This window comes from Mycobacterium timonense (assembly GCF_025821985.1).
Classification (GTDB): Bacteria; Actinomycetota; Actinomycetes; order Mycobacteriales; family Mycobacteriaceae; genus Mycobacterium; species Mycobacterium avium.
In genome coordinates, this window is record NZ_JACKSY010000051.1 from 148,830 (window position 1) to 168,160 (window position 19,331).

The window sequence follows — 19,331 nt, forward strand, 5'->3', positions numbered from 1 at the left end:
CTACGGCCGCGGTTGCACGTCGACGCTCGGCGGCCGCGACTGCGGCTCCTGCGGCTTCTCGCGCACCGAGCGCCGCACGATGCTGAACGCGGCGGCGCCCCCGGCGAGAACGGCGACGGCGACTCCGGCGATGATCCACGGGCGCTTGCCCCGTCGCTGCGCGCGCCGCGCGTCCTGCAGCGCCTGGGGCAGGCCGGTGACCACCTCCTGAGCGGCGGCCAGTTCCTGGGCGAGGGTCTCCTGGGCCGCGGCGAGGTCTCGGGCCAGGCGCCCCTCCCGATACCGGCGCCGCAGCTGCTCGGCCGTCGACCGCGCGGACTGCCCGCTCAGACCGGCGACTCCCCGGGTGAGGTCCAGCGGTCCCAGCGTCGAGTAGGTCAGGCCGCGGGCCAGTCGCTCTCGCGGGGTCAGCCGGTCTTCCGCCTTAGCGCGCATCGGTCGCCTTTCTGTCGAGCCCGCAGTTCACCGAACAGACTGCCAGCATAGGGACATCGGCGGAGCCGCGTGCGGGCACGCCGTGGCGTAGTGGCAGACTCTGATGCCGTGACTAACAGCCCCTTTCAGACTGCTACCGCCACGCTGCACACCAACCGCGGTGACATCAAGGTCGCCCTGTTCGGAAACCACGCGCCCAAGACCGTGGCCAACTTCGTCGGCCTGGCCCAGGGCACCAAGGAGTACTCGACCCAGAACGCGTCGGGCGGCTCCTCGGGCCCGTTCTACGACGGCGCGGTGTTCCACCGGGTGATCCGGGGCTTCATGATCCAGGGCGGCGACCCGACCGGCACCGGCCGCGGCGGTCCGGGGTACAAGTTCGCCGACGAGTTCCACCCCGAGCTGCAGTTCGACCGGCCCTACCTGCTGGCGATGGCCAACGCGGGGCCGGGCACCAACGGCTCGCAGTTCTTCATCACCGTGGACAAGACCCCGCACCTGAACCGGCGGCACACCATCTTCGGCGAGGTTGTCGACCCGGAGTCGCAGAAGGTCGTCGACGCGATCTCGACGACCAGCACCGACGGCAACGACCGTCCGTCCGAGCCGGTGGTGATCGAGTCGATCACCATCTCGTAGCACGCGGCCTCTCAGCGCTGTCGCGGGCCCGCGTAACCGGCGGCGGTGAGCGCGTCGAGCACCTGGAGCGGGTCCGCCCCGAGATCCCAGCGGGACAGCACCACCGGGTCTCCGTCGGCGCTTTCCACCTCGAGCAACCGCACCGTGCGCCCGTAGCGGCGGAACTCGATGATCCGGATGATCTTGATGTCGGGGCGTGGTAATACCTGCGTCCGATACCAGCCGCGGACGGCCAGCCCGTCGGGTGTGATTGCCAGCTTCGGGCGCGCGCGCCACGACATCCCCGCAAACACGAGCAGACCCGCCGCGGCAACGCCGGCCAGAACGCGCCCCGGCGGGTCTGTGACCACGGTCACAGCCGCGATAGCCATCAGGACGCCCGCAACTCCACAACCAGCGATTCCCGCCGGATGCGGCTCCCACCGTGTTTGCTGCATGCGCTGCTTAGCCCCTCCCACCACGGCCGATGCAGTTATCCACAATCTCTATCAACAGTGGGGATAAATCACACGCGTGTGATTGGGTGGTCGGGAAGTTGCTGGCGCGGGTGCGAATCATCCCGAAAATGAATTCATTTCGTACGCGGGCCGGCTCAGTGCCAGCGCATCGTGAGCAACAAACCGGTGATCATGAAAGCGAACGCGATTGCGTAGTTCCACGGCCCCAATTGCGCCATCCAATTGAGGGCGGTCGGCGCCTGGCTGCCGACCGCGGCCAGTTGGAAGACCATCAGCCACACCAATCCGATCAGCATCAGCCCGATGAACAGCGCGACGAACCACACACTGGACGGTCCCACCTTGACCTTCACCGGCGTGCGGCTGACCGCGCTGACGGTGAAGTCGTTCTTTTTGCGGACCTTGGACTTGGGCATGATTACCTCGCGGATTACCTCAACAACACGGTGAGCGGGACGGAGTGCGACGATGGACATCGCAGCCGCACCCAGAGCTTGGCTACGAGACTAACGCACCGGCCGCGGTGGCCAGGAAAACGGAGAGTCGATGGTCCAGACGCGCCAGTCGCCATGGCGCTTCGGCGTCCCGCTGGTGTGCCTGCTGGCCGGACTGCTGCTCGCGGCCACGCACGGCGTGTCCGGCGGCGCCGAGATACGCCGCAGCGACGCACCCCGGCTGGTGGACCTGGTGCGCGAGACGCAGGCGTCGGTGAACCGGCTCAGTGCCCAGCGTGAACAGCTCGCCGCCAAGATCGACGCCGCGCACGGCCGCTCGTCGGATGCCGCGCTGGCCGCGATGCTGCGCCGCTCCGCGCAGCTCGCCGGCGAGGCCGGGATGAGCCCGGTGCACGGGCCGGGCCTGGTGGTCACCCTGCAGGATGCGCAGCGCGACGCCAACGGCCGCTTCCCCCGCGACGCGTCGCCCGACGACCTGGTGGTGCACCAGCAGGACATCCAGGCCGTGCTCAACGCGCTGTGGAGCGCCGGCGCCGAGGCGATCCAGATGCAGGACCAGCGGATCATCGCCACGTCGGTGCCCCGCTGCGTCGGCAACACGCTGCTGCTCAACGGGCGCACCTACAGCCCGCCCTACACGATCACCGCGATCGGCAACGCCGCCGCCATGCAGGCCGCCCTGGCCGCGGCTCCCCTGGTGACGCTGTACAAGCAGTACGCGGTCCGGTTCGGCCTGGGCTATCAGGAAGAGGTCCGCTCCGATGTGCAGGTGGTCGGCCACTTCGAGCCCGACCGGCTGCATTTCGCCCAGCCCAACGGCCCGATCGGCTACTGACGCCGACTGACCTGCGGAGCGAGCGTCCGCGGGCGGTAACCTGGCACGATGCGGATCCTGGTTGTCGACAACTACGACAGCTTCGTGTTCAACCTGGTGCAGTACCTCGGGCAACTGGGTGTGGACGCCGACGTCTGGCGCAACGACGACAGCCGGCTCGCCGACCACAACGCCGTGGCCCGCCGGTTCGACGGGGTGCTGCTCAGTCCCGGGCCGGGCACCCCCGAGCGCGCGGGCGCTTCCATCGCGGTGGTGCGCGCCTGCGCCGCCGAGCACACCCCGCTGCTGGGGGTCTGCCTGGGTCACCAGGCCATCGGCGTGGCATTCGGCGCCACCGTGGACCGCGCTCCGGAACTGCTGCACGGCAAGACCAGCAGCGTGCACCACACGAATGCCGGTGTGCTGCAAGGGCTTCCGAACCCCTTCACGGCCACCCGGTACCACTCGCTGACCATCCTGCCCGAGTCGCTGCCGCCGGTGCTCGAGGTCACCGCCCACACCGACAGCGGTGTGATCATGGGCGTGCGCCACACGCAGTTACCGATCCACGGCGTCCAGTTCCACCCGGAGTCGATCCTGACCGAGGGTGGTCATCGCATGCTGGCGAACTGGCTCACCGAATGCGGCTGGGTGCGCGACGACACCCTGGTGCGCCGGCTGGAAAACGACGTCCACGCCGCGGTGCGACCGTATCTCCCGGCCGATCCGGCCGCTACTGACCGAACTTCAGCGTGATGATCCCGTCCCGGTTGACCCCGGCCCCGGCCGGCGGGTTCTGATACACCACCCGGTGGGACTGGGCGCCGCCGGCGTCGACGTCGGGACCCTTGTCCAGGATCCCCGTCCAGCCCAGCGCCCGTAGCCGCGGTTCGGCGTCGGTCCAAAACATCCCGGACAGGTCGGGCATGATGAACTGATTGCCCTTGGACACCTGCAGTTCGATCACCGAGTCCACCGGAACCGTTTGTCCCTTGGGCGGATTGGTGCCGATCACCTCGCCGGCCGGGCGGGGGCTGTCCACCTGTACCTGGGTGATCTTGGTGAAGCCGTAGACGGTCAGGTTCTTCTGCGCGATGTCGACGGTTTGCCCGGCGATGTCGGGCACCTGCTTGGTCTCCGGCCCCGAGCCGACGATGAGGGTGATGACGTTGGTGATCGCCGACGTCTGGTTGGCCGGCGGGTTGGTCCCGATCACCTTGCCCAACAACTCGGGTGTGGACGGCGAGTTCGCCTGCTTGAACTTGCTGAACCCGGCGGCCTTGAGCTTGGTGACCGCGTCGGAGTAGCTCAGCGACGAGACGTCGGGCACCTCGCGCTGCTCGGGCCCGGTGGAGACGTTGATGGTGATCTCGTCGCCCGCACTGACTGACGCGTTGGCGCCGGGGTCGGTGCCGATGACGTGGTCGGGCGGGATGGCCGAGTCCGGCTTCTGCAGGGTGCGGGTCTTGAAGCCGCGGTTCTGCAGCGCCGCAATGGCATCGGCGGACACCTGCCCGCGCACGTCGGGCACCTGGACGTCGCGGGCGCCGCCGCCGAAGGTGTTGAACGCGATGACGACGATGATGGTCAGGACCGCCAGCGCGGCCACCGCCACGATCCAACGGCCCACCGAACCCACCGTGCGGTCCTCGCCGCTGTCCGCGAGCACCTGGCGAGGCAGCGGATCGGTGCGTGACGGACCCGCGGCCCCGGCACCGGACGACAACAGCGAGCTGCGCTCGGCGTCGGTGAGAACCTTTGGCGCTTCCGGCTTTTCGCCGTTGTGCACCCGGACCAGATCGGCGCGCATTTCGGCCGCGGTCTGATAGCGGTTGTCCGGGTTTTTGGCCAGCGCCTTGAGCACGACGGCGTCGAGGTCGGCGGAGATGCCTTCGTGCCGCTGCGACGGCGGCACCGGGTCTTCGCGGACATGCTGGTAGGCCACCGCCACCGGCGAGTCGCCGGTGAAAGGCGGCTCGCCAGTGAGGATTTCGTACAGCACGCAGCCCAGCGAGTAGACGTCCGAGCGCGCGTCGACGGCGTCGCCGCGGGCCTGCTCGGGCGAGAGGTACTGCGCGGTTCCGATCACCGCCGCGGTCTGGGTGACGCTGTTGCCGCTGTCGGCGATCGCGCGGGCGATGCCGAAGTCCATCACCTTGACGGCATTGGTGGTGCTGATCATGATGTTCGCCGGCTTGACGTCGCGGTGGATGATGCCGTTCTGGTGGCTGAAGTTCAGCGCCTGGCAGGCGTCGGCGATGATCTCGATGGCCCGCCGCGGCGGCAACGGCCCGTCGGTGTGCACGATGTCGCGCAGCGTCACGCCGTCGACGTACTCCATGACGATGTAGGGCAGCGGCCCGGAGGGCGTCTCCGCCTCGCCGGTGTCGTAGACGGCGACGATGGACGGGTGGTTGAGCGCGGCGGCGTTTTGCGCCTCGCGCCGGAAGCGCAGGTAAAAGCTGGGATCGCGGGCCAGGTCCGCGCGCAGCACCTTGACCGCGACGTCGCGGTGCAGCCGGACGTCACGGGCCAGGTGAACCTCGGACATGCCGCCGAAGCCGAGGATCTCGCCGAGTTCGTAGCGGTCGGACAGGTGTTGCGGGGTGGTCATTGCGATGTCCAGTGTCGGGCGGGTCCGTCGCGGAATCCAGACGCCCCAATTGTGCCGTCATCCGGCCAGTCCAGCCGCAGGCCCGGGTGGGCCCCGGAGCCGCTCGGCGTCTTGGTCGGCGGCGGCGCCGAGGCGGGTGGGGTTCCGGTGTCGGTGACCGTAGGGGGCTGTTGCTGCTGGTCGGCGCGGGAGTTGATGACGATGAGCACCGCGATGATGATCGCCAGCGCGCCCAGCACCCCGGCGGCCCACAGCAGCGCGCGCTGGCCGGACGAGAAGGTGCGCCGGGCCGGGGGCGGGCGGTGGCCGCCGGTGGCCGGCCGGGTCCGCCGCGGCGCGGCGGTGCGCCCGGAGGACACGGCTGCTGCCCGGGTGGTGGGGCTGGACGGAATGGCCGCCGGTGACGCCCGCCCGGGCGGCGGGGACTGGCTCGGCCGCGGCGGCCGGCGACCGGCGCGCACCGCGGCGACGGCGTCGGCGAACGGCCCCCCGCTGCGGTAGCGCATCGCCGGGTTCTTCACCAGGGTGATCTCGATGAGCTCGCGCACGTTGGGCGGCAGCTCCGCGGGCAGCGGCGGCGGAGGCTCCTTGATGTGTTTCATCGCCACCGTCAGCGCCCCATCCCCGCTGAACGGCCGCTTGCCCGAAACCACCTCGTAGCCGACAACTCCCAGTGAGTACACGTCGCTGGCGGGGGTGGCGTCGTGACCCAGCGCCTGCTCGGGCGCGATGTATTGGGCGGTGCCCATCACCATTCCGGTCTGGGTCACCGGCGCGGCGTCGACGGCCTTGGCGATACCGAAGTCGGTGATCTTCACCTGCCCCGTCGGGGTGATCAGGATGTTGCCCGGTTTGACGTCGCGGTGCACCAGGCCGGCGGCGTGCGCGACCTGCAGGGCGCGGCCGGTCTGCTCGAGCATGTCCAGCGCGTGCCGCAGCGACAGCCGGCCGGTCCGCTTGAGCACCGAGTTCAGCGGCTCACCGTTGACCAGTTCCATCACCAGATAGGCGGTGCGGCCCTCGCCGTCCAGCTGGCTCTCGCCGTAGTCGTGCACGGCCGCGATGCCCGGGTGGTTGAGCATCGCCGTGGTGCGCGCCTCGGCGCGGAACCGCTCGATGAACTCGGGGTCCTGGGAGAACTCCTGTTTGAGCACCTTGACCGCGACGCGCCGGCCCAGCCGGTTGTCGACCGCCTCCCAGACCTGACCCATGCCGCCGGTGGCGATCAGGCGCTGCAGGCGGTACCTGCCAGACAGCGTCACACCAACTCGCGGGCTCATGGTCCTCCCTGTAGCGCGGCCTCGATCACAGCCCGTCCGATCGGCGCGGCGAGTGCACCCCCCGTCGCGGACAGGCGGTCGGCGCCATTCTCCACCAACACCGCCACGGCGACCTTGGGGGTCTGTGCGGGCGCGAAAGCGATGTACCACGCATGCGGCGGTGTGTGCCGCGGATCGCTGCCATGCTCTGCGGTACCCGTCTTGGATGCGATCTGCACGCCGGGAATGGCCCCTTTCTGCTGTGCGACCTTCTCGGCGCCGACCATCAGCTCTGTTAGCTTAGCGGCGACCTGCGGCGACACCGCGCGCCGCTGCTCATAAGGGGTGGTGGTGCTGATCGTGGTCAGGTCGGGGCCCTTGAGGCTGTCGACCAGATAGGGCTGCATGGTCACCCCGCCGTTGGCGATGGTCGCTGCGATCTCGGCGTTCTGCAACGGGGTCAGCGCGACATCCTTCTGACCGATGCTCGACATGCCCAGCGCCGCGGCGTCCGGGATGATGCCGATGGTCGATTCGGCCACCTGCAGCGGGATGACGCTGGGCGTGCTGTCCAGGCCGAACGAGCGCGCCATGCTGCGCAACGCGTCCGCGCCGGTGAGGATGCCGAGCTGGACGAACGCGGTGTTGCAGGACAGGGCGAAGGCCTGCTGCAACGACACGGTCGGGTCGTTGCCGCACGCCTGCCCACCGTAGTTCTCCAGCGTCGCGGTGCTGTTGGGCAGCGGTATCGACGGCGCGGCGGTCAGCTGCTCGGTGTCGCTGGCGCCGGCCTGCAGCGCGGCCGCCGTGGTGATCACCTTGAACGTCGAGCCGGGCGGGTAGGTCTCGGAGATGGCCCGGTTGGTCATCGGGTTGTCGGGATCGTCGCGCAGCCGCTGCCACGCCTGCGCCTGCACCTCGGGGTCGTGCGAGGACAGCAGGTTGGGGTCGTAGGACGGCGACGACACCATGGCCAGGATCTTGCCGGTGGACGGCTCGAGGGCGACCACCGCGCCCTTGCACGGCGGGCCGCCGCAGCCCTGCTGCATGCCGTCCCACGCCGCCTGCTGGACCCGCGGCCTGATGGTGGTGTCGACGTTGGCGCCGCGCGGGTCGCGGCCGGTGAAGAAGTCGGCCAGCCGGCGCCCGAACAGCCGCTCGTCGGAGCCGTTCAGCAGCGGGTCCTCGGCGCGTTCCAACCCGGTGCTCGAGTAGCGCAGCGAGTAGAACCCGGTCACCGGCGCGTACTGGGCGGGGTTGGGGTAGACCCGCAGGAAGCGGAACCGGTTGTCGGTGGCGACCGAGTAGGCCAGCAGCTGGCCGCCGGCCACGATCTGGCCGCGCTGGCGGGAGTACTCGTCGAGCAGCACCCGCTGGTTGCGCGGGTCGGCGCGCAGCGAGTCGGCCGCGAAGACCTGCGTCATCGTGGCGTTGAGCAGCAGCAGCACGATCAACGCCATCACGGTCACCGAGATCCGGCGCAGGGAGGCGTTCATACTTTCTCGATCACCTCGGTGCTGGCCGCCGCGATCGACGGCTCGGTGCGGGCGCGGGTGCGCAACGGACGGCGGGCGCTGTGCGAGATCCGCGCCAGGATGGCCAGCAGCACGTAGTTCGCCAGCAACGACGAACCCCCGTACGACATCCACGGGGTGGTCAGCCCGGTCAGCGGGATGAGCTGCGTGACCCCGCCGACGACGATGAACAGCTGGATGGCCAGCGTGGACGCCAGGCCGGCGGCCAGCAGCTTGCCGAAGCTGTCCCGGGTGGCGATCGCGGTGCGCAGACCACGCACGATGACGATGGTGTAGAGCATCAAGATGGCCGCCAGCCCCACCAGCCCCAGCTCTTCACCGAAGGCGGCGATGATGAAGTCGGTCGACGCGGCGGGCACGGTGTCGGGCTGACCGTTGCCCAGCCCGGTGCCGAAGATCCCGCCGGTGGCAAAGCTGAACAGCGACTGCACGATCTGGTAGCCGCTGCCGTCGGGGTCGGAGAACGGGTCCCACCACATCTGCACCCGCACCCGGACGTGCGCGAAAATGTAATACGCGACAACGCTTCCCGCGACGAACAACACCAGGCCGATGGCCACCCAGCTGAACCGCTGAGTCGCCAGATACACCACCACCAGAAACGAGGTGTAGAGCAAAAGCGAAGTGCCAAGGTCTTTTTCGAAGGCCATCACCCCGACCGAGATCACCCAGGCCGCCAGCAGCGGGGCGAGATCGCGCGGACGCGGCAGCGTCAAACCCATGAAATGCTTGCCGACGCTGGTGAACAGGCCCCGCTTGGCGATCAGCACCGCGGAGAAGAAGATCAGCAGCAAGATCTTGGAGAACTCGGCGGGCTGAATCGAGAACCCCGGGAAGCGAATCCAGATCTTGGCGCCGTTCTGTTCGGACAGCGAGGCCGGCAACAGAGCGGGAATCACCAGGAATACCAGGCCGACCAGTCCACAGATGTAGCCGTAGCGCGCGAGCTGTCGATGGTCTTTGAGGAAGGTGACCACCAGTGCGAAGGTCACCACACCGATCAGGGTCCACAGCATCTGCTGAGTGGCGCTCGGGTGGTGACGGCCGCTGAGCTGATTGGTCACCAGATCCAGCCGGTGAATCATGACCAGCCCAAGTCCGTTGAGCAATGCCACAATTGGCAACAGCAGGGGGTCGGTGTAGGGCGCAAATCGCCGGATGGCCATGTGCGCGGATCCGAAGACGACCAGGAACACCAGTCCGTAGCTGACCGCGTTCCAGCGCAGATCGTGTTGTTGGTTGGCTTCAACGATCAGCAGCGCGGCCACGGTGATGGTGGCGGCGAACCCCAGCAGCAACAACTCGGCGTTGCGCCGGGTGGGCAGCGGGGGCGTGACCGCGACCGGCGGCTGAAGTTGTGTGGTCATGCCACCGTCCGGCAGTCGATGCCCGGTTGAAGAGGGGGCCCGGGAAGCGCGGTCAACGTCTGCGACGTGGTGGTCGGGCCTGCCGGCGAAGAGCTCGCCGGGCCGGGGGCGGCGTTTGTGCTGGGAGTGGGGCTGGCGCTGGTGGTCGGTGGTGCGGGCGACGCGGGGCCGCCGGTTTCGGGTACAGGGCTGCGGGTGGCCTGCGCCCCGGGCGGTGAGGTGGCGCGCGGCGGCGGACAGAGCGGCAGCAGGTATTCGGCCAGCAGTTGACGCAGCTGCGATTCGGCCTGGTCAAGGCTGCCGCCGGGCAGCCCGGTTTGCACCTGGACCTGCCCGGGGCGGCGCAGGTCTTGCAGCGTCATCAGCTGGCAGTTGGAGCCGCCGGACTGCCCGTAGCTGATCAGCGACAGTTCGTTACGCGCGTTGAGGCAGCCCACCAGATAGGGCTGCTGCAGGGGCACCCCCAGCAGGCTGCCCTGAATCCCGCGGACGATGGAGATCCGGCCGTTGTATTCGGCGACGTAGTAGTTGCGCTGGATGACCCACCACCCCACGGTGAGGCCGGCCAACACCAGCATCACCGCCAGGGCGATGACGACGAACAGCCGTCGCCGCGACCACCGCGGCCGGCTGGGTGTTTCCGGTTGCGGCGCAACGCGTTTCGCGGACTCGTCGCGCGGCCGGATCGCCGAGGCGCGTCCCGCGGAGGTGTTGGGCAGGGTCAGCTGGTCCTCGTCGCCGGACACCGCGCCGGCCAGGATCGGCTGGGTTTGGCCGTAGTCGTAGTCGACCACGTCGGCGACCACGACGGTGACGTTGTCCGGGCCGCCGCCGCGCAACGCCAACTCGATGAGGCGGTAGGCGGCCTCGGCCACGTCTGGGATCTGCAGGGCCTCGAGGATGGTCTCGTCGCTGACCGGGTCGGACAACCCGTCCGAGCACAGCAGGTAGCGGTCGCCGGCGCGGGCTTCGCGCATGGTCAGCGTCGGCTCGACCTCGTGACCGGTGAGCGCGCGCATGATCAACGAGCGCTGCGGGTGGCTGTGCGCCTCCTCCCGGGTGATGCGGCCCTCGTCGACCAGGGTCTGGACGAACGTGTCGTCCTTGGTGATCTGGGTGAGCTCGCCGTCGCGCAGCAGGTAGCCGCGGGAGTCGCCGATGTGCACCAGCCCGATGCGGTCGCCGGCGAACAGGATCGCGGTGAGGGTGGTGCCCATCCCCTCCAGCTCGGGCTCCGCTTCCACCTGCGCGGCGATCGCGGCGTTGCCGGCGCGCACCGCCTCGTCGAGCTTGGCCAGCAGGTCGCCGCCGGGCTCGTCGTCGTCGAGGTGCGCCAGGGCGGCGATCACCAGCTGGGACGCCACCTCGCCGGCGGCGTGGCCGCCCATGCCGTCGGCCAGTGCGAGCAGCCGGGCGCCGGCATAGACGGAGTCTTCGTTGTTGGAGCGCACCAGGCCGCGATCACTGCGCGCGGCATACCGCAGGACCAGGGTCACGGGCGTTGCTCCTTGATCCCGGCGGGCGAACCCGCCGAGCCGGTGTCATCGCCGTAGGCGCGGGTCATGGGCGCAACTCGATCGCCGTTTTGCCGATTCGAATCGGCGTTCCGATCGGAACTCGTACCGCAGTGGTCACCTTTGCCCTGTCGAGGTAAGTGCCGTTGGTCGATCCTAGATCCTCGACGTACCACTCCGAGCCGCGCTGAGTCAGCCGGGCGTGCCGCGCCGAGGCGTAGTCGTCGGTGAGCACCAGGGTCGAGTCGTCAGCACGCCCGATCAACACCGGCTGCCCGCTGAGGGTGATGCGCCCGCCGGCCAGCGCGCCCTCGGTCACCACCAGATAGCGGGCGGCGTGGCGGCGCTGACGGGACGGCAGCAGGGTGCTGCGCAGCGCCAGGCCGCGACGCACCATGACGGCACCGGTGGGCGCATAGATGTCGGTCCGCAGGATTCGCAGCACGGACCAGATGAATACCCATAGCAACATTAAAAATCCGGCGCGCGCCAGCTGCAGTACCAGTCCCTGCATCTGGCGTCCTTTCCGTCCTAGCGTCGTGTCTCCGGCGCCCGTGACTCCGAGCACATCGGCTACGTCACGATACTTGGACGGTGGTCGACACGGGGCGAAGCACGGCAGCGGTGAGCCCAGTGGCCTAGTGGATCCGGACGATGATCTCCGAGTGGCCCAACCGGATGACGTCCCCGTCGGCCAACTGCCACTCCTGGACGGGTGCGTTGTTCACCGTGGTGCCGTTGGTGGAGTTCAGGTCCGACAGCAGCGCCACCTGTCCATCCCAGCGGATCTCCAGGTGCCGCCGTGAGACGCCGGTGTCGGGCAACCGGAACTGCGCGTCTTGGCCACGGCCGATGATGTTGGAGCCCTCGCGCAGCTGGTAGGTGCGGCCGCTGCCGTCGTCGAGCTGCAGGGTGACCGTGGTGCCGGTGGACCCGTAGCCGCCCTGGCCGTAACCGCCGTAGCCGCCGGCCTGTTGCCCGTAGTCGGCGGGCTGACCGTACTCGGCCGGCTGGGCGTACTCCGGCTGCTGGCCGTAGTCGGCGGGTTGGCCGTACTCGTACTCGGAGCCGGGCGCCTCGGGGTAGCCGCCGCCCGGTGGGGCGTAGGTAGCGCCCTGGGCGTGCTCGGCGTACTGCGTGTACTCGGCGGACCCGTAGTCCTGGCGGCCGTATCCCCCGCCCTGCGGGTAGCCCTGGTCGTAGCCGCCGCCCTGCTCCGGGTAGGCGGGCCGCTGCTCGGGCGGGGCGTAGCCGCCCTCGTCCGGGCGGGCCGGCCCGCGACCGTAGTCGCCGTAACCGCCGTAGCCCTGCGGGCCGCCGGCGGGCTGGCCGCCGGGCGGGGGGTAGCCGCCGCCGGGTGGCCGGTAGCCCTGGTCATAGCCCTGGCCGCCGTATCCCGGCGGCGCGGGCGGACGCTGTTCGTAGGACTGCGGGTAGCCGCCCTGCGCCGGCTCGGGGTAGCCGCGCTGGTCGGGATAGCCGTGCTGCTGGGGCGGGTAGCCGGCCTGGCCCGGCTCGGGGTAGCCGCCACGCTGGTCGGGATATCCGCCGTGCTCCTGGTAGCTCTGCGGCGGCGGGTAGCCGCCTTGCTCGGGGTAGCCGCCCTGCTCGGGGTGGCGGGGCGGCGGGTAGCCCTGCTGGGGTGGGTAGCCGCCCTGTTCAGGCGGGTAGCCGCCGCGCTGGTCCGGCGCACCCTGCGGCTCAGAGCCACCGCGCGCGTCGTCCTGGGGACGCCCGTAGCGCTCGTCGTAGTACTCGTCGCCGGGCCGTCCCGGCCCCTGAGCCCCGCGGTAGCTCGAATTGTCAGTCATTGGTGCTACTCCTCGTTCTTCGCCGAACGCGTTATTTGATTGTGGCCGGACGGGGTCGTCGACCGTCGGGCGGGGCTGGACATCAGGGTTGACAGCACCACAGGCGCGGTACTGGCCGGTGCGCAGGCTCGACGACTGCTCGAACCGAACGACCACCTCACCATACGTTTGCCACCCCTGTTCGTGGATGTAGTCAGCCAAGTACCTCGCGAAAGCGCTCGACGTGAGATCCGGATCGGCGCTGACCTTCTCGAAGTCGTGCATACCGAGGGTAATGATGTATTCGTTGGGGGCCAAAAGGCGATTTCCGTGCAGCTTCTGGACGCCGTCGCGGGCCTCGCGGCACAACAGGGCCTCGACCTCTTGCGGGACGATGGGCCCGCCGAACACGCGGGCGAACGCGTTGTCGACCGTCGCCTCGAGTTTGCGCTCGATCCGTGCAACCAGCCCCCGTTGGCTACTCATGTTCTACCGTTCGCCCGCACTTGCCCTCAGGTATTGCCGGTGCGCGGCAAACGAATCACCCGGGTGCTGGTTCACTCCCGCATGGTATCGGGACAGCACGACGCCGCGGCACTTCCGAAATCGCGAGAACCGCATCCACGCAGTTCAGGGGCGCGCCCGCGGGGTTGGGCATAATGGACGGCGGGCCACGGCCCCACTGCGGCGGTTCGGGAATCGGGCCATTACAGTGGTATGGTCCATCGGTTGTTTTCCGGGCGAGTGGCGGAATGGCAGACGCGCTGGCTTCAGGTGCCAGTGTCCTTCGGGACGTGGGGGTTCAAGTCCCCCTTCGCCCACACTGAGCGGTTCTACGAAAGGTCACGGCCTCGAAAGAGGTCGTGACCTTCGTGCTTTCCGGGGATCGGCGGTGCGGGCGTGCGCGCGGCCTACCGTCATAGTTGGCGACGGATGTCGAGCAGGTGGTGCTGGGCTTCGTGTGCGGTGTGCACCGCGACCCAGCGCAGCGACCGCTCGGCGGTCACCGGGTAGTGGTAGACGACGGTGCGGTCCCAGTCCGCCGTCGTCAACCGGGCCAGCACATTGCCGAACAGCAATGCGGCGTCGGCGAGTTGGCGAGCCACGGTGCCGGGTTCCTGCTCGTTGTATCCATCATGAACGGCGCGGTCCTCGCGGCCCATCGAGACGCAGTCGGCCCCATTCGTCCGCCGCGCCGCGAGCACCCGCTCGCGCTGCACCAGCAATACGTCCCGCAGGTGGCAACCGTACTCGAGCGGCGACCAGACACCATCACGTGGCCGAGAGCGAACGTCAATTGTGTTGTCGCACAAGATCGTGACGACCTCGGCCACTCGCGCGCGGACGTCATCGCCGGCGGTTGGGGCCTGCCGCAGGTCGTAAGCGAAACCGCATTCCCGGCACGGATCGGTCACCAGCACATGATGGCAGACCGGGTCGCCGGGCGTCCGAGCGCCGTGAGCAGCCGACCGCTTCCGAAGTGGTTGGCGCCGTGGGCAAGTCACGCCGGTCTGGGCAGGTCTTGGTCTTGGTTTGGTCTTGGCCTTGGGCGACGGCCGGCGCGCCGCGTCGTGGTTGGCGTGACGCACACCACACCCGTGTGCTGAGGGTAGCCTTACCTAAATCGTGTCGGTATGGTCCGGGTAATGACCTCCTCCAATCCACCACTGCCCCGCGCCGTCGATGATCGGTTGGTCAGCATCCTTCGCGACGACCTGGACCTCAAGTTCGAATCACTCAGTCCCACAACGCGTCTGATCGACGACCTGGGAATGGACTCGGTCGCGTTCGCCGTCAGCCTGGTCGCCATCGAAGAACGCTTCGGTACGCAGTTGAGCGAGGAAGACCTGCTGTATTGCACGACCGTCGGCGACCTGCAGTCCGCGATCGCCGCCAGGGTCAACGCATGAACGTCCTCGCCGCCGCGATGCGCGACGCGATGACCCGATCACCGCACGACCTGGTGGTCCTGGACAAAGACTTCGACACATGGCGGTCCTGCCCCTGGCCCGAGGTGCACGGCATGGCCGAAAGCATCGCCGCGCGTCTGCTTCAGCGGGACCGGCTGGGAGCCGTGGGCCTCGTCGGTGAGCCGACCGTCGAACTGATCGCCGCCATCCAGGGCGCGTGGTTGGCCGGCGTCGCGGTGTCCCTTCTCCCCCGGCCGCGGCGGGGCGCCGACCCGTCGGAATGGGCGCACAGCACCCTGCAGCGCTTCGGCGGGATCGGCGTCGACACGGTGCTGAGTCATGGCGGTGTGCTGCGCACCCTGGCCGCCGCCGACTCCGCCGTTTCCGTTTGCGACCTGGCCCAGGCGGCTCGCACCCCGTCGTCGACCGGCCTTGAGTACCAAGATGATTCGGGCGTTGCGATCCTGCAGGGCACGGCGGGCTCGACGGGGAACCCGCGCACGGCGGTGCTGTCGCCGGCCGCGGTGTTGAGCAATATGCGCGGCCTCATCGAGCGGCTGCGGCTCGACGGTGCTTCGGATCGGGCATGTTCGTGGCTGCCGCTCTACCACGACATGGGGTTGGCGTTCCTGCTCACCTCCGTGCTCAGCGGCATGCCACTGTGGCAGGCGCCGACGGGCGCCTTCTCGGCGGCGCCGCTGCGCTGGGCGGAGTGGCTGTCCGACAGCCAGGCAACGTTCACCGCCGGCCCCAATTTCGGCTACTCGATGATCGGCCGCTACTCGGGGAGGGTGCGCGACGTTGACCTCGGGGCGCTGCGGATTGCGATCAACGGGGGCGAGCCGGTGGATTGCGAGGGGTTCCAGCGGTTCGCAACGGCGATGGCGCCGTTCGGCTTTCGGGCAGCGGCCGCCACTCCGGCCTACGGGATGGCCGAGGCGACGTGTGCGGTGACGATGCCCGGCTGCGGAGAGGGATTGCAGATCGACGAGCGAACGGAATCCGGTGTGCGCCAACGGTATGCCCTGCTGGGCGGCGCCATCGCCGGGATGGAGCTACGCATAGCTGCGACCGACGAGCCGTCCGGCGAGGGCGTCGGGGAGGTCGAGATCCGCGGATCGTCGATGATGACCGGCTATTTGGGCGACACGACGGGCCGATCCGACGGTGATTGGTTCCCGACCGGGGACATCGGCTATCTGGTCGACGGCGCGCTGGTCATTTGCGGTAGGTCCAAAGAGGTCATCACCGTTGCCGGCCGCAACATCTTTCCCACCGAGATCGAACAGGTGGCCGCGCAAGTGGACGGCGTGCGGCACGGCGGCGTGGTCGCGGTGGGATCCAAATCCGGTGCGGCGCAATCCCGATTGCTGATCGCGGCCGAGTTCGTCGGAGCGGACCGTGATGTGACGCGCAGCGCCGTCATCAAGCGGGTCATCTCGGTCTGCGGGGTGACACCGGCGGACGTCGTGCTGATGCCGCCGGGGTCGCTGCCGCGCACGTCGTCGGGCAAACTCAGGCGACTCGAGGTGCGCCGCCAACTGCTGGGCTGAGCGGACGGTTTTCGGCCGACCCGGCGGTTGTTCGGCTGTAGTGAATTGACCGGTGCGCCCGCGCCAGTACCCTCATGAGCAGTTCGGGAGGGTTGCAGATGCGCGTCAGCACGCGGCGCCGGTGTGGCGATGAGCGCTCGGCCGCGAAGGTGCCATGGGACTCCCGTACATAGATAAGCAGGCGCTGATCGCCGAAGCCGGCGGTGACCCGTGGGCGATCAATGCGAGCCTGCAGGCGGGCAGCCCGTCACAGATATCCAACCTGGCCGGGGCCTTCCACCGCGCGGGCCGCTGCACGCAGGAAGCCGACAACGCGTTCCAGCAGGCGCGGTCACGATTCGACGCGGCCTGGAATCACCAGGACGGCGATCATCCCATCAACGACTCCGAGGAAGTGCAACGCGTCACGAAAGCCCTTGGGGCCCAGTCCTTGCAGCTGCCCAAGATCGGCGCCGACCTGGAAGGCATTGCCGCCGCGCTGGCCGAGGCGCAGAAAGCGGGTGCGGCGCGGATCGCCACTCTGGATGCCCAGTTGAAGAACATTTCCGACCTGGTGGTCGAGGCGGTCGCCCTATTGAACGACAAGAGCCTCAGTCCGGCTGACCGGGATGCGCTGCATGCCCTCATCAACACATGCGAGGACGACGCCCTGCGCGACACCAAGGCGGCCCTGGCTGATCTGCAAGCGATCCGCAACGGCTACGCCGATGGGCTGCAAAAGTCGTTGAACAGCCTGCACGCCGAAGGGTATGACGGCGCGCCCCTCCATGGTGTCGACGCCGACGGCGTCGCCCCGGCCTCTCCGGCCCAACAGGCCGCCTTGGATGACATTCGCCGGGCCACCAATCAGGCCGTCCTGGACCAGATGGCCAAGGTGCGTGCCGCGCAGCGGGCTCTGGACAAGGCGATAGCCGACGTCTATGCCCACGGGCCCGGCTCGCCGGAAGGCGAGGCCGCCAGCGCCCAGCTACCCAAGCTCAAGGCCGATCTCGCCCATGCGCTCGACGACCTGGGCAAGATTCCCGACTACACCGGCGTCGACCCCGCGTCGGTGAATGTCACGCCCGATGGCCACTTCATGTTCACCTACAACGTCAACGGGCAGCCCGTACAGGTTGTCGGCCAGCTCAAAAACGGGACGGGCGAATTCTTCGACCAGGCCACCGGCACGTACTACATCTTCAACGGCGGCAAGTTGACCGGAATGCGCACGCCCGATCCGGGGAAGGTGGAAGCCACCTCCGAGCCGTTGTGGACCGCCATCACGACCGCGGTAGGCGGATACGGACTCAAGGTGGGCGGTACTGCCGCTTGGCAAGGCCTGAAAACGCTATTCAGCCGGGAGATGTTGGAGGGATTGACGAGCGAGAACGTTATCTCCCGGGCGATGACGGGGGCTGAGGTGCGTGCGGCGCTCGCTGAGGCCGAGTACCCGCGCGGCATCGGCGGCGAGCCCGTTCCCAGTACCCATCCGCTTGAGCCTCCTCCCGTGGAGCACACTCCCCCGGCCGATGCACCCGTCGAACATGCGCCCGGTGGGCCGCACGTCGCCGTGCCCGACAGTCCGCCGCCTTTACCGCCGGAACAGCCGCCGCCACCCCCGCTTGCCTCGGACCATCCGCTCTTCGAGGGATACCATCCGATCGATCCCGGCCCGGAATTCACCAACGCCGACGGCAGCCTGCGATATCCCGACGACACGTTGCCGACCAAGCCGTACGCGGTACCCGGGACGGTCGTCCCGGATGCTCAGTTGTCGGCTGGGACAGTTCTGAGCCGATTCGGGTTTCCCGGTGGCGGATACCTGGCCCCCGAAGGAACACCGTTCGCCGAACTGGCCCTCCCACCAGGAAGCGCCGGCAAGCCGTACTTTCAATATGTGGTCGACGACCCGACCCGCCTTCCGCCCGGGTGGCACATTGAGCAGTCGGAGGTGGCGCCGTGGTTTCATCAGCCCGGCGGCGGTCAGCAGTACCGCATTATTAACGAAGAGGGAGCGACGGGCGATGTCGCGGAATTGGTCAGGTGGGGCTACTTGAGAAGGATTAACTAATGGTCGATTTCTCGCGCTTGTCAGTCAATTGGCATCGTTGGGGGCCCGCAATAGGTGGCGGTAATATCGGCGTCACCACAGACTGCGAAGACTGTGCAATTCGCTTCACAAGTACCGACTATTCTGTCCACGTCCGTGAAGAACAAACTTGGTGGGTAGTCGATACGGTTAATGACCGTGGGCAGCGCCGCAACGCGGCTGCCAAACTGTCGAATTTCGAGTTGGCCGAAAAGTATCTCATTTGGGACTGGGCCACGACGGCGCGTTCGGACCTCGCATCTGGCCGTCTGGGCGCCGACCTTGCCAAGCAAGGATTCGCCCCGAAAATCGAAGTATCCAAAATCGACACGAAATACAAAATCTGCTCAGGTAACGATTGCGCCATCTTGTCTGAGGTGAACGCCACCATCTTCAGCCATCTGATCGATAAATCGGTGGATCAGATCGAGCGGCTGATTACGGGTGAGCCCAGCTGATCGTGTGGTAAACGCCGATTCCGCGGCCCGCCGCGCGAGGGGGGCTACCAATGCCACCCACTGCGGGACTTCCGGCGTGACCGGATCTGTGACGTGGTCGAGGTCCGATGCGTCTCGAGCACACGTGGCGTTGCGCCGAGCAGATGGTCAGAGAAGGCATCGCATAATCGGTCGAAACTGGGCAGCCGAACACCCACTCAACTGCAGTGTCGAACCATCCCCGGGGCCGTTGAAACGTCCGCACGGGCCTGGTCGGACCGATGGTCCGCGCGAGAAACAGATCGCGAAACATGTTGTCACACTGAGTAATTGCGCCCCNGGTCAAGTCCAGTGACGTGGTGTACGACGTCGTCGTGTGATTCTTCGGGGTGATGGTTCAGGCGGTCAGTGCCGCGGGGGTGTCCTCCTGCTCTGTTGATGGGGTGTGGTCGGCGCGGGATTTGCTGAGGACGTCGAGCC

General features: G+C 68.3%; 18 protein-coding genes and 1 tRNA gene. 8 read left to right on the top strand and 11 right to left on the bottom strand.

The genetic code is table 11. The annotated features are described in order from the left end of the window. Positions 1–435: a cell wall synthesis protein CwsA gene (gene cwsA / locus H7I87_RS14745; RefSeq protein ID WP_011723281.1), complete on the bottom strand. Its 435-nt coding sequence runs from the start codon at positions 433–435 to the stop codon at positions 1–3. 90 nt (positions 436–525) lie between these two features. Here cwsA and H7I87_RS14750 point away from each other — a divergent pair, with 90 nt between their 5' ends. Then, positions 526–1,074: a peptidylprolyl isomerase gene (locus H7I87_RS14750; protein ID WP_009974159.1), complete on the top strand. Its 549-nt coding sequence runs from the start codon at positions 526–528 to the stop codon at positions 1,072–1,074. Positions 1,075–1,085: 11 nt separating this feature from the next. Here the strand turns inward: H7I87_RS14750 and H7I87_RS14755 are convergent, their stop codons facing one another. Both H7I87_RS14755 and crgA read right to left on the bottom strand, forming a co-directional pair. Then, positions 1,086–1,511 carry a PH domain-containing protein gene (locus tag H7I87_RS14755; RefSeq protein WP_031348217.1) on the bottom strand — a complete coding sequence of 142 codons (426 nt, stop codon included), beginning with the start codon at positions 1,509–1,511 and terminating at the stop codon, positions 1,086–1,088. 155 nt (positions 1,512–1,666) lie between these two features. After that, positions 1,667–1,948, bottom strand: coding sequence for a cell division protein CrgA (crgA, locus tag H7I87_RS14760; RefSeq protein WP_003872098.1), 282 nt, complete (start codon positions 1,946–1,948; stop codon positions 1,667–1,669). Positions 1,949–2,078: 130 nt separating this feature from the next. Between crgA and H7I87_RS14765 the strand changes: the two genes are divergently transcribed. Further along, positions 2,079–2,822, top strand: a complete 744-nt coding sequence (locus H7I87_RS14765; protein WP_003876787.1) for a DUF881 domain-containing protein — start codon at positions 2,079–2,081, stop codon at positions 2,820–2,822. A 48-nt stretch (positions 2,823–2,870) separates the two neighbouring features. Further along, positions 2,871–3,557 carry an aminodeoxychorismate/anthranilate synthase component II gene (locus tag H7I87_RS14770; RefSeq protein ID WP_011723284.1) on the top strand — a complete coding sequence of 229 codons (687 nt, stop codon included), beginning with the start codon at positions 2,871–2,873 and terminating at the stop codon, positions 3,555–3,557. Here the strand turns inward: H7I87_RS14770 and pknB are convergent. The 7 genes from pknB to H7I87_RS14805 form a co-directional block, all read right to left on the bottom strand. Next, positions 3,535–5,415 (bottom strand): Stk1 family PASTA domain-containing Ser/Thr kinase, encoded by a 1,881-nt coding sequence (gene pknB, locus H7I87_RS14775; RefSeq protein WP_003872101.1) that lies wholly within the window; start codon positions 5,413–5,415, stop codon positions 3,535–3,537. The two genes, H7I87_RS14770 and pknB, sit on opposite strands and share 23 nt — an antisense overlap. Beyond that, positions 5,412–6,695 carry a serine/threonine-protein kinase gene (locus H7I87_RS14780; RefSeq protein ID WP_003872102.1) on the bottom strand — a complete coding sequence of 428 codons (1,284 nt, stop codon included), beginning with the start codon at positions 6,693–6,695 and terminating at the stop codon, positions 5,412–5,414. Before H7I87_RS14780 ends, pknB begins: the two co-directional genes overlap by 4 nt. Continuing rightward, positions 6,692–8,170 carry a D,D-transpeptidase PbpA gene (pbpA, locus tag H7I87_RS14785; RefSeq protein ID WP_003876791.1) on the bottom strand — a complete coding sequence of 493 codons (1,479 nt, stop codon included), beginning with the start codon at positions 8,168–8,170 and terminating at the stop codon, positions 6,692–6,694. Before pbpA ends, H7I87_RS14780 begins: the two co-directional genes overlap by 4 nt. Continuing rightward, the gene (locus tag H7I87_RS14790) at positions 8,167–9,576 is read right to left on the bottom strand and encodes an FtsW/RodA/SpoVE family cell cycle protein (protein WP_003872104.1); all 1,410 of its coding nucleotides are present in this window, start codon (positions 9,574–9,576) and stop codon (positions 8,167–8,169) included. Before H7I87_RS14790 ends, pbpA begins: the two co-directional genes overlap by 4 nt. After that, positions 9,573–11,072: a protein phosphatase 2C domain-containing protein gene (locus tag H7I87_RS14795; protein WP_023862094.1), complete on the bottom strand. Its 1,500-nt coding sequence runs from the start codon at positions 11,070–11,072 to the stop codon at positions 9,573–9,575. The genes H7I87_RS14790 and H7I87_RS14795 overlap by 4 nt, the downstream gene beginning before the upstream one ends. A gap of 64 nt (positions 11,073–11,136) precedes the next feature. Further along, positions 11,137–11,604: an FHA domain-containing protein FhaB/FipA gene (locus tag H7I87_RS14800; protein ID WP_023862093.1), complete on the bottom strand. Its 468-nt coding sequence runs from the start codon at positions 11,602–11,604 to the stop codon at positions 11,137–11,139. A gap of 124 nt (positions 11,605–11,728) precedes the next feature. After that, entirely contained in the window at positions 11,729–13,366 is a 1,638-nt protein-coding gene (locus H7I87_RS14805) for an FHA domain-containing protein (protein ID WP_033718855.1), read from the bottom strand. A gap of 252 nt (positions 13,367–13,618) precedes the next feature. On the opposite strand from H7I87_RS14805, the gene H7I87_RS14810 reads away from it, so the two are divergent. Further along, a tRNA-Leu gene (locus tag H7I87_RS14810) sits at positions 13,619–13,701 on the top strand. A gap of 96 nt (positions 13,702–13,797) precedes the next feature. Here H7I87_RS14810 and H7I87_RS14815 read toward each other — a convergent pair. Then, on the bottom strand, positions 13,798–14,301 hold the full coding sequence (locus tag H7I87_RS14815) for a DinB family protein (protein ID WP_023882264.1): 504 nt from the start codon (positions 14,299–14,301) through the stop codon (positions 13,798–13,800). Between the two features lie 225 nt (positions 14,302–14,526). Here H7I87_RS14815 and H7I87_RS14820 point away from each other — a divergent pair, with 225 nt between their 5' ends. The 4 genes from H7I87_RS14820 (at position 14,527) to H7I87_RS29360 (ending at position 18,872) form a co-directional block, all read left to right on the top strand. Further along, on the top strand, positions 14,527–14,790 hold the full coding sequence (locus H7I87_RS14820) for an acyl carrier protein (RefSeq protein ID WP_003872109.1): 264 nt from the start codon (positions 14,527–14,529) through the stop codon (positions 14,788–14,790). Then, positions 14,787–16,343, top strand: a complete 1,557-nt coding sequence (mbtM, locus tag H7I87_RS14825) for a long-chain-fatty acid--ACP ligase MbtM (protein ID WP_023882263.1) — start codon at positions 14,787–14,789, stop codon at positions 16,341–16,343. The genes H7I87_RS14820 and mbtM overlap by 4 nt, the downstream gene beginning before the upstream one ends. Positions 16,344–16,497: 154 nt before the next feature. Then, entirely contained in the window at positions 16,498–18,396 is a 1,899-nt protein-coding gene (locus tag H7I87_RS14830) for a TNT domain-containing protein (protein WP_023882262.1), read from the top strand. Further along, the gene (locus H7I87_RS29360; protein ID WP_224110941.1) at positions 18,396–18,872 is read left to right on the top strand and encodes an Imm61 family immunity protein; all 477 of its coding nucleotides are present in this window, start codon (positions 18,396–18,398) and stop codon (positions 18,870–18,872) included. The genes H7I87_RS14830 and H7I87_RS29360 overlap by 1 nt, the downstream gene beginning before the upstream one ends. Positions 18,873–19,331: the final 459 nt, after the last annotated feature.

Excerpts from the sequence above, each read along its gene's own strand:
- H7I87_RS14830 (WP_023882262.1), top strand. The coding sequence starts at position 16,498 with ATGGGACTCCCGTACATAGATAAGCAGGCGCTGATCGCCGAAGCCGGC.
- mbtM (WP_023882263.1), top strand. The coding sequence starts at position 14,787 with ATGAACGTCCTCGCCGCCGCGATGCGCGACGCGATGACCCGATCACCG.
- H7I87_RS14790 (WP_003872104.1), bottom strand. The coding sequence starts at position 9,576 with ATGACCACACAACTTCAGCCGCCGGTCGCGGTCACGCCCCCGCTGCCC.
- H7I87_RS14800 (WP_023862093.1), bottom strand. The coding sequence starts at position 11,604 with ATGCAGGGACTGGTACTGCAGCTGGCGCGCGCCGGATTTTTAATGTTG.
- H7I87_RS14820 (WP_003872109.1), top strand. The coding sequence starts at position 14,527 with ATGACCTCCTCCAATCCACCACTGCCCCGCGCCGTCGATGATCGGTTG.
- H7I87_RS14755 (WP_031348217.1), bottom strand. The coding sequence starts at position 1,511 with ATGCAGCAAACACGGTGGGAGCCGCATCCGGCGGGAATCGCTGGTTGT.
- H7I87_RS14765 (WP_003876787.1), top strand. The coding sequence starts at position 2,079 with ATGGTCCAGACGCGCCAGTCGCCATGGCGCTTCGGCGTCCCGCTGGTG.
- pknB (WP_003872101.1), bottom strand. The coding sequence starts at position 5,415 with ATGACCACCCCGCAACACCTGTCCGACCGCTACGAACTCGGCGAGATC.
- H7I87_RS14770 (WP_011723284.1), top strand. The coding sequence starts at position 2,871 with ATGCGGATCCTGGTTGTCGACAACTACGACAGCTTCGTGTTCAACCTG.
- cwsA (WP_011723281.1), bottom strand. The coding sequence starts at position 435 with ATGCGCGCTAAGGCGGAAGACCGGCTGACCCCGCGAGAGCGACTGGCC.
- pbpA (WP_003876791.1), bottom strand. The coding sequence starts at position 8,170 with ATGAACGCCTCCCTGCGCCGGATCTCGGTGACCGTGATGGCGTTGATC.
- H7I87_RS14805 (WP_033718855.1), bottom strand. The coding sequence starts at position 13,366 with ATGAGTAGCCAACGGGGGCTGGTTGCACGGATCGAGCGCAAACTCGAG.
- crgA (WP_003872098.1), bottom strand. The coding sequence starts at position 1,948 with ATGCCCAAGTCCAAGGTCCGCAAAAAGAACGACTTCACCGTCAGCGCG.
- H7I87_RS29360 (WP_224110941.1), top strand. The coding sequence starts at position 18,396 with ATGGTCGATTTCTCGCGCTTGTCAGTCAATTGGCATCGTTGGGGGCCC.
- H7I87_RS14780 (WP_003872102.1), bottom strand. The coding sequence starts at position 6,695 with ATGAGCCCGCGAGTTGGTGTGACGCTGTCTGGCAGGTACCGCCTGCAG.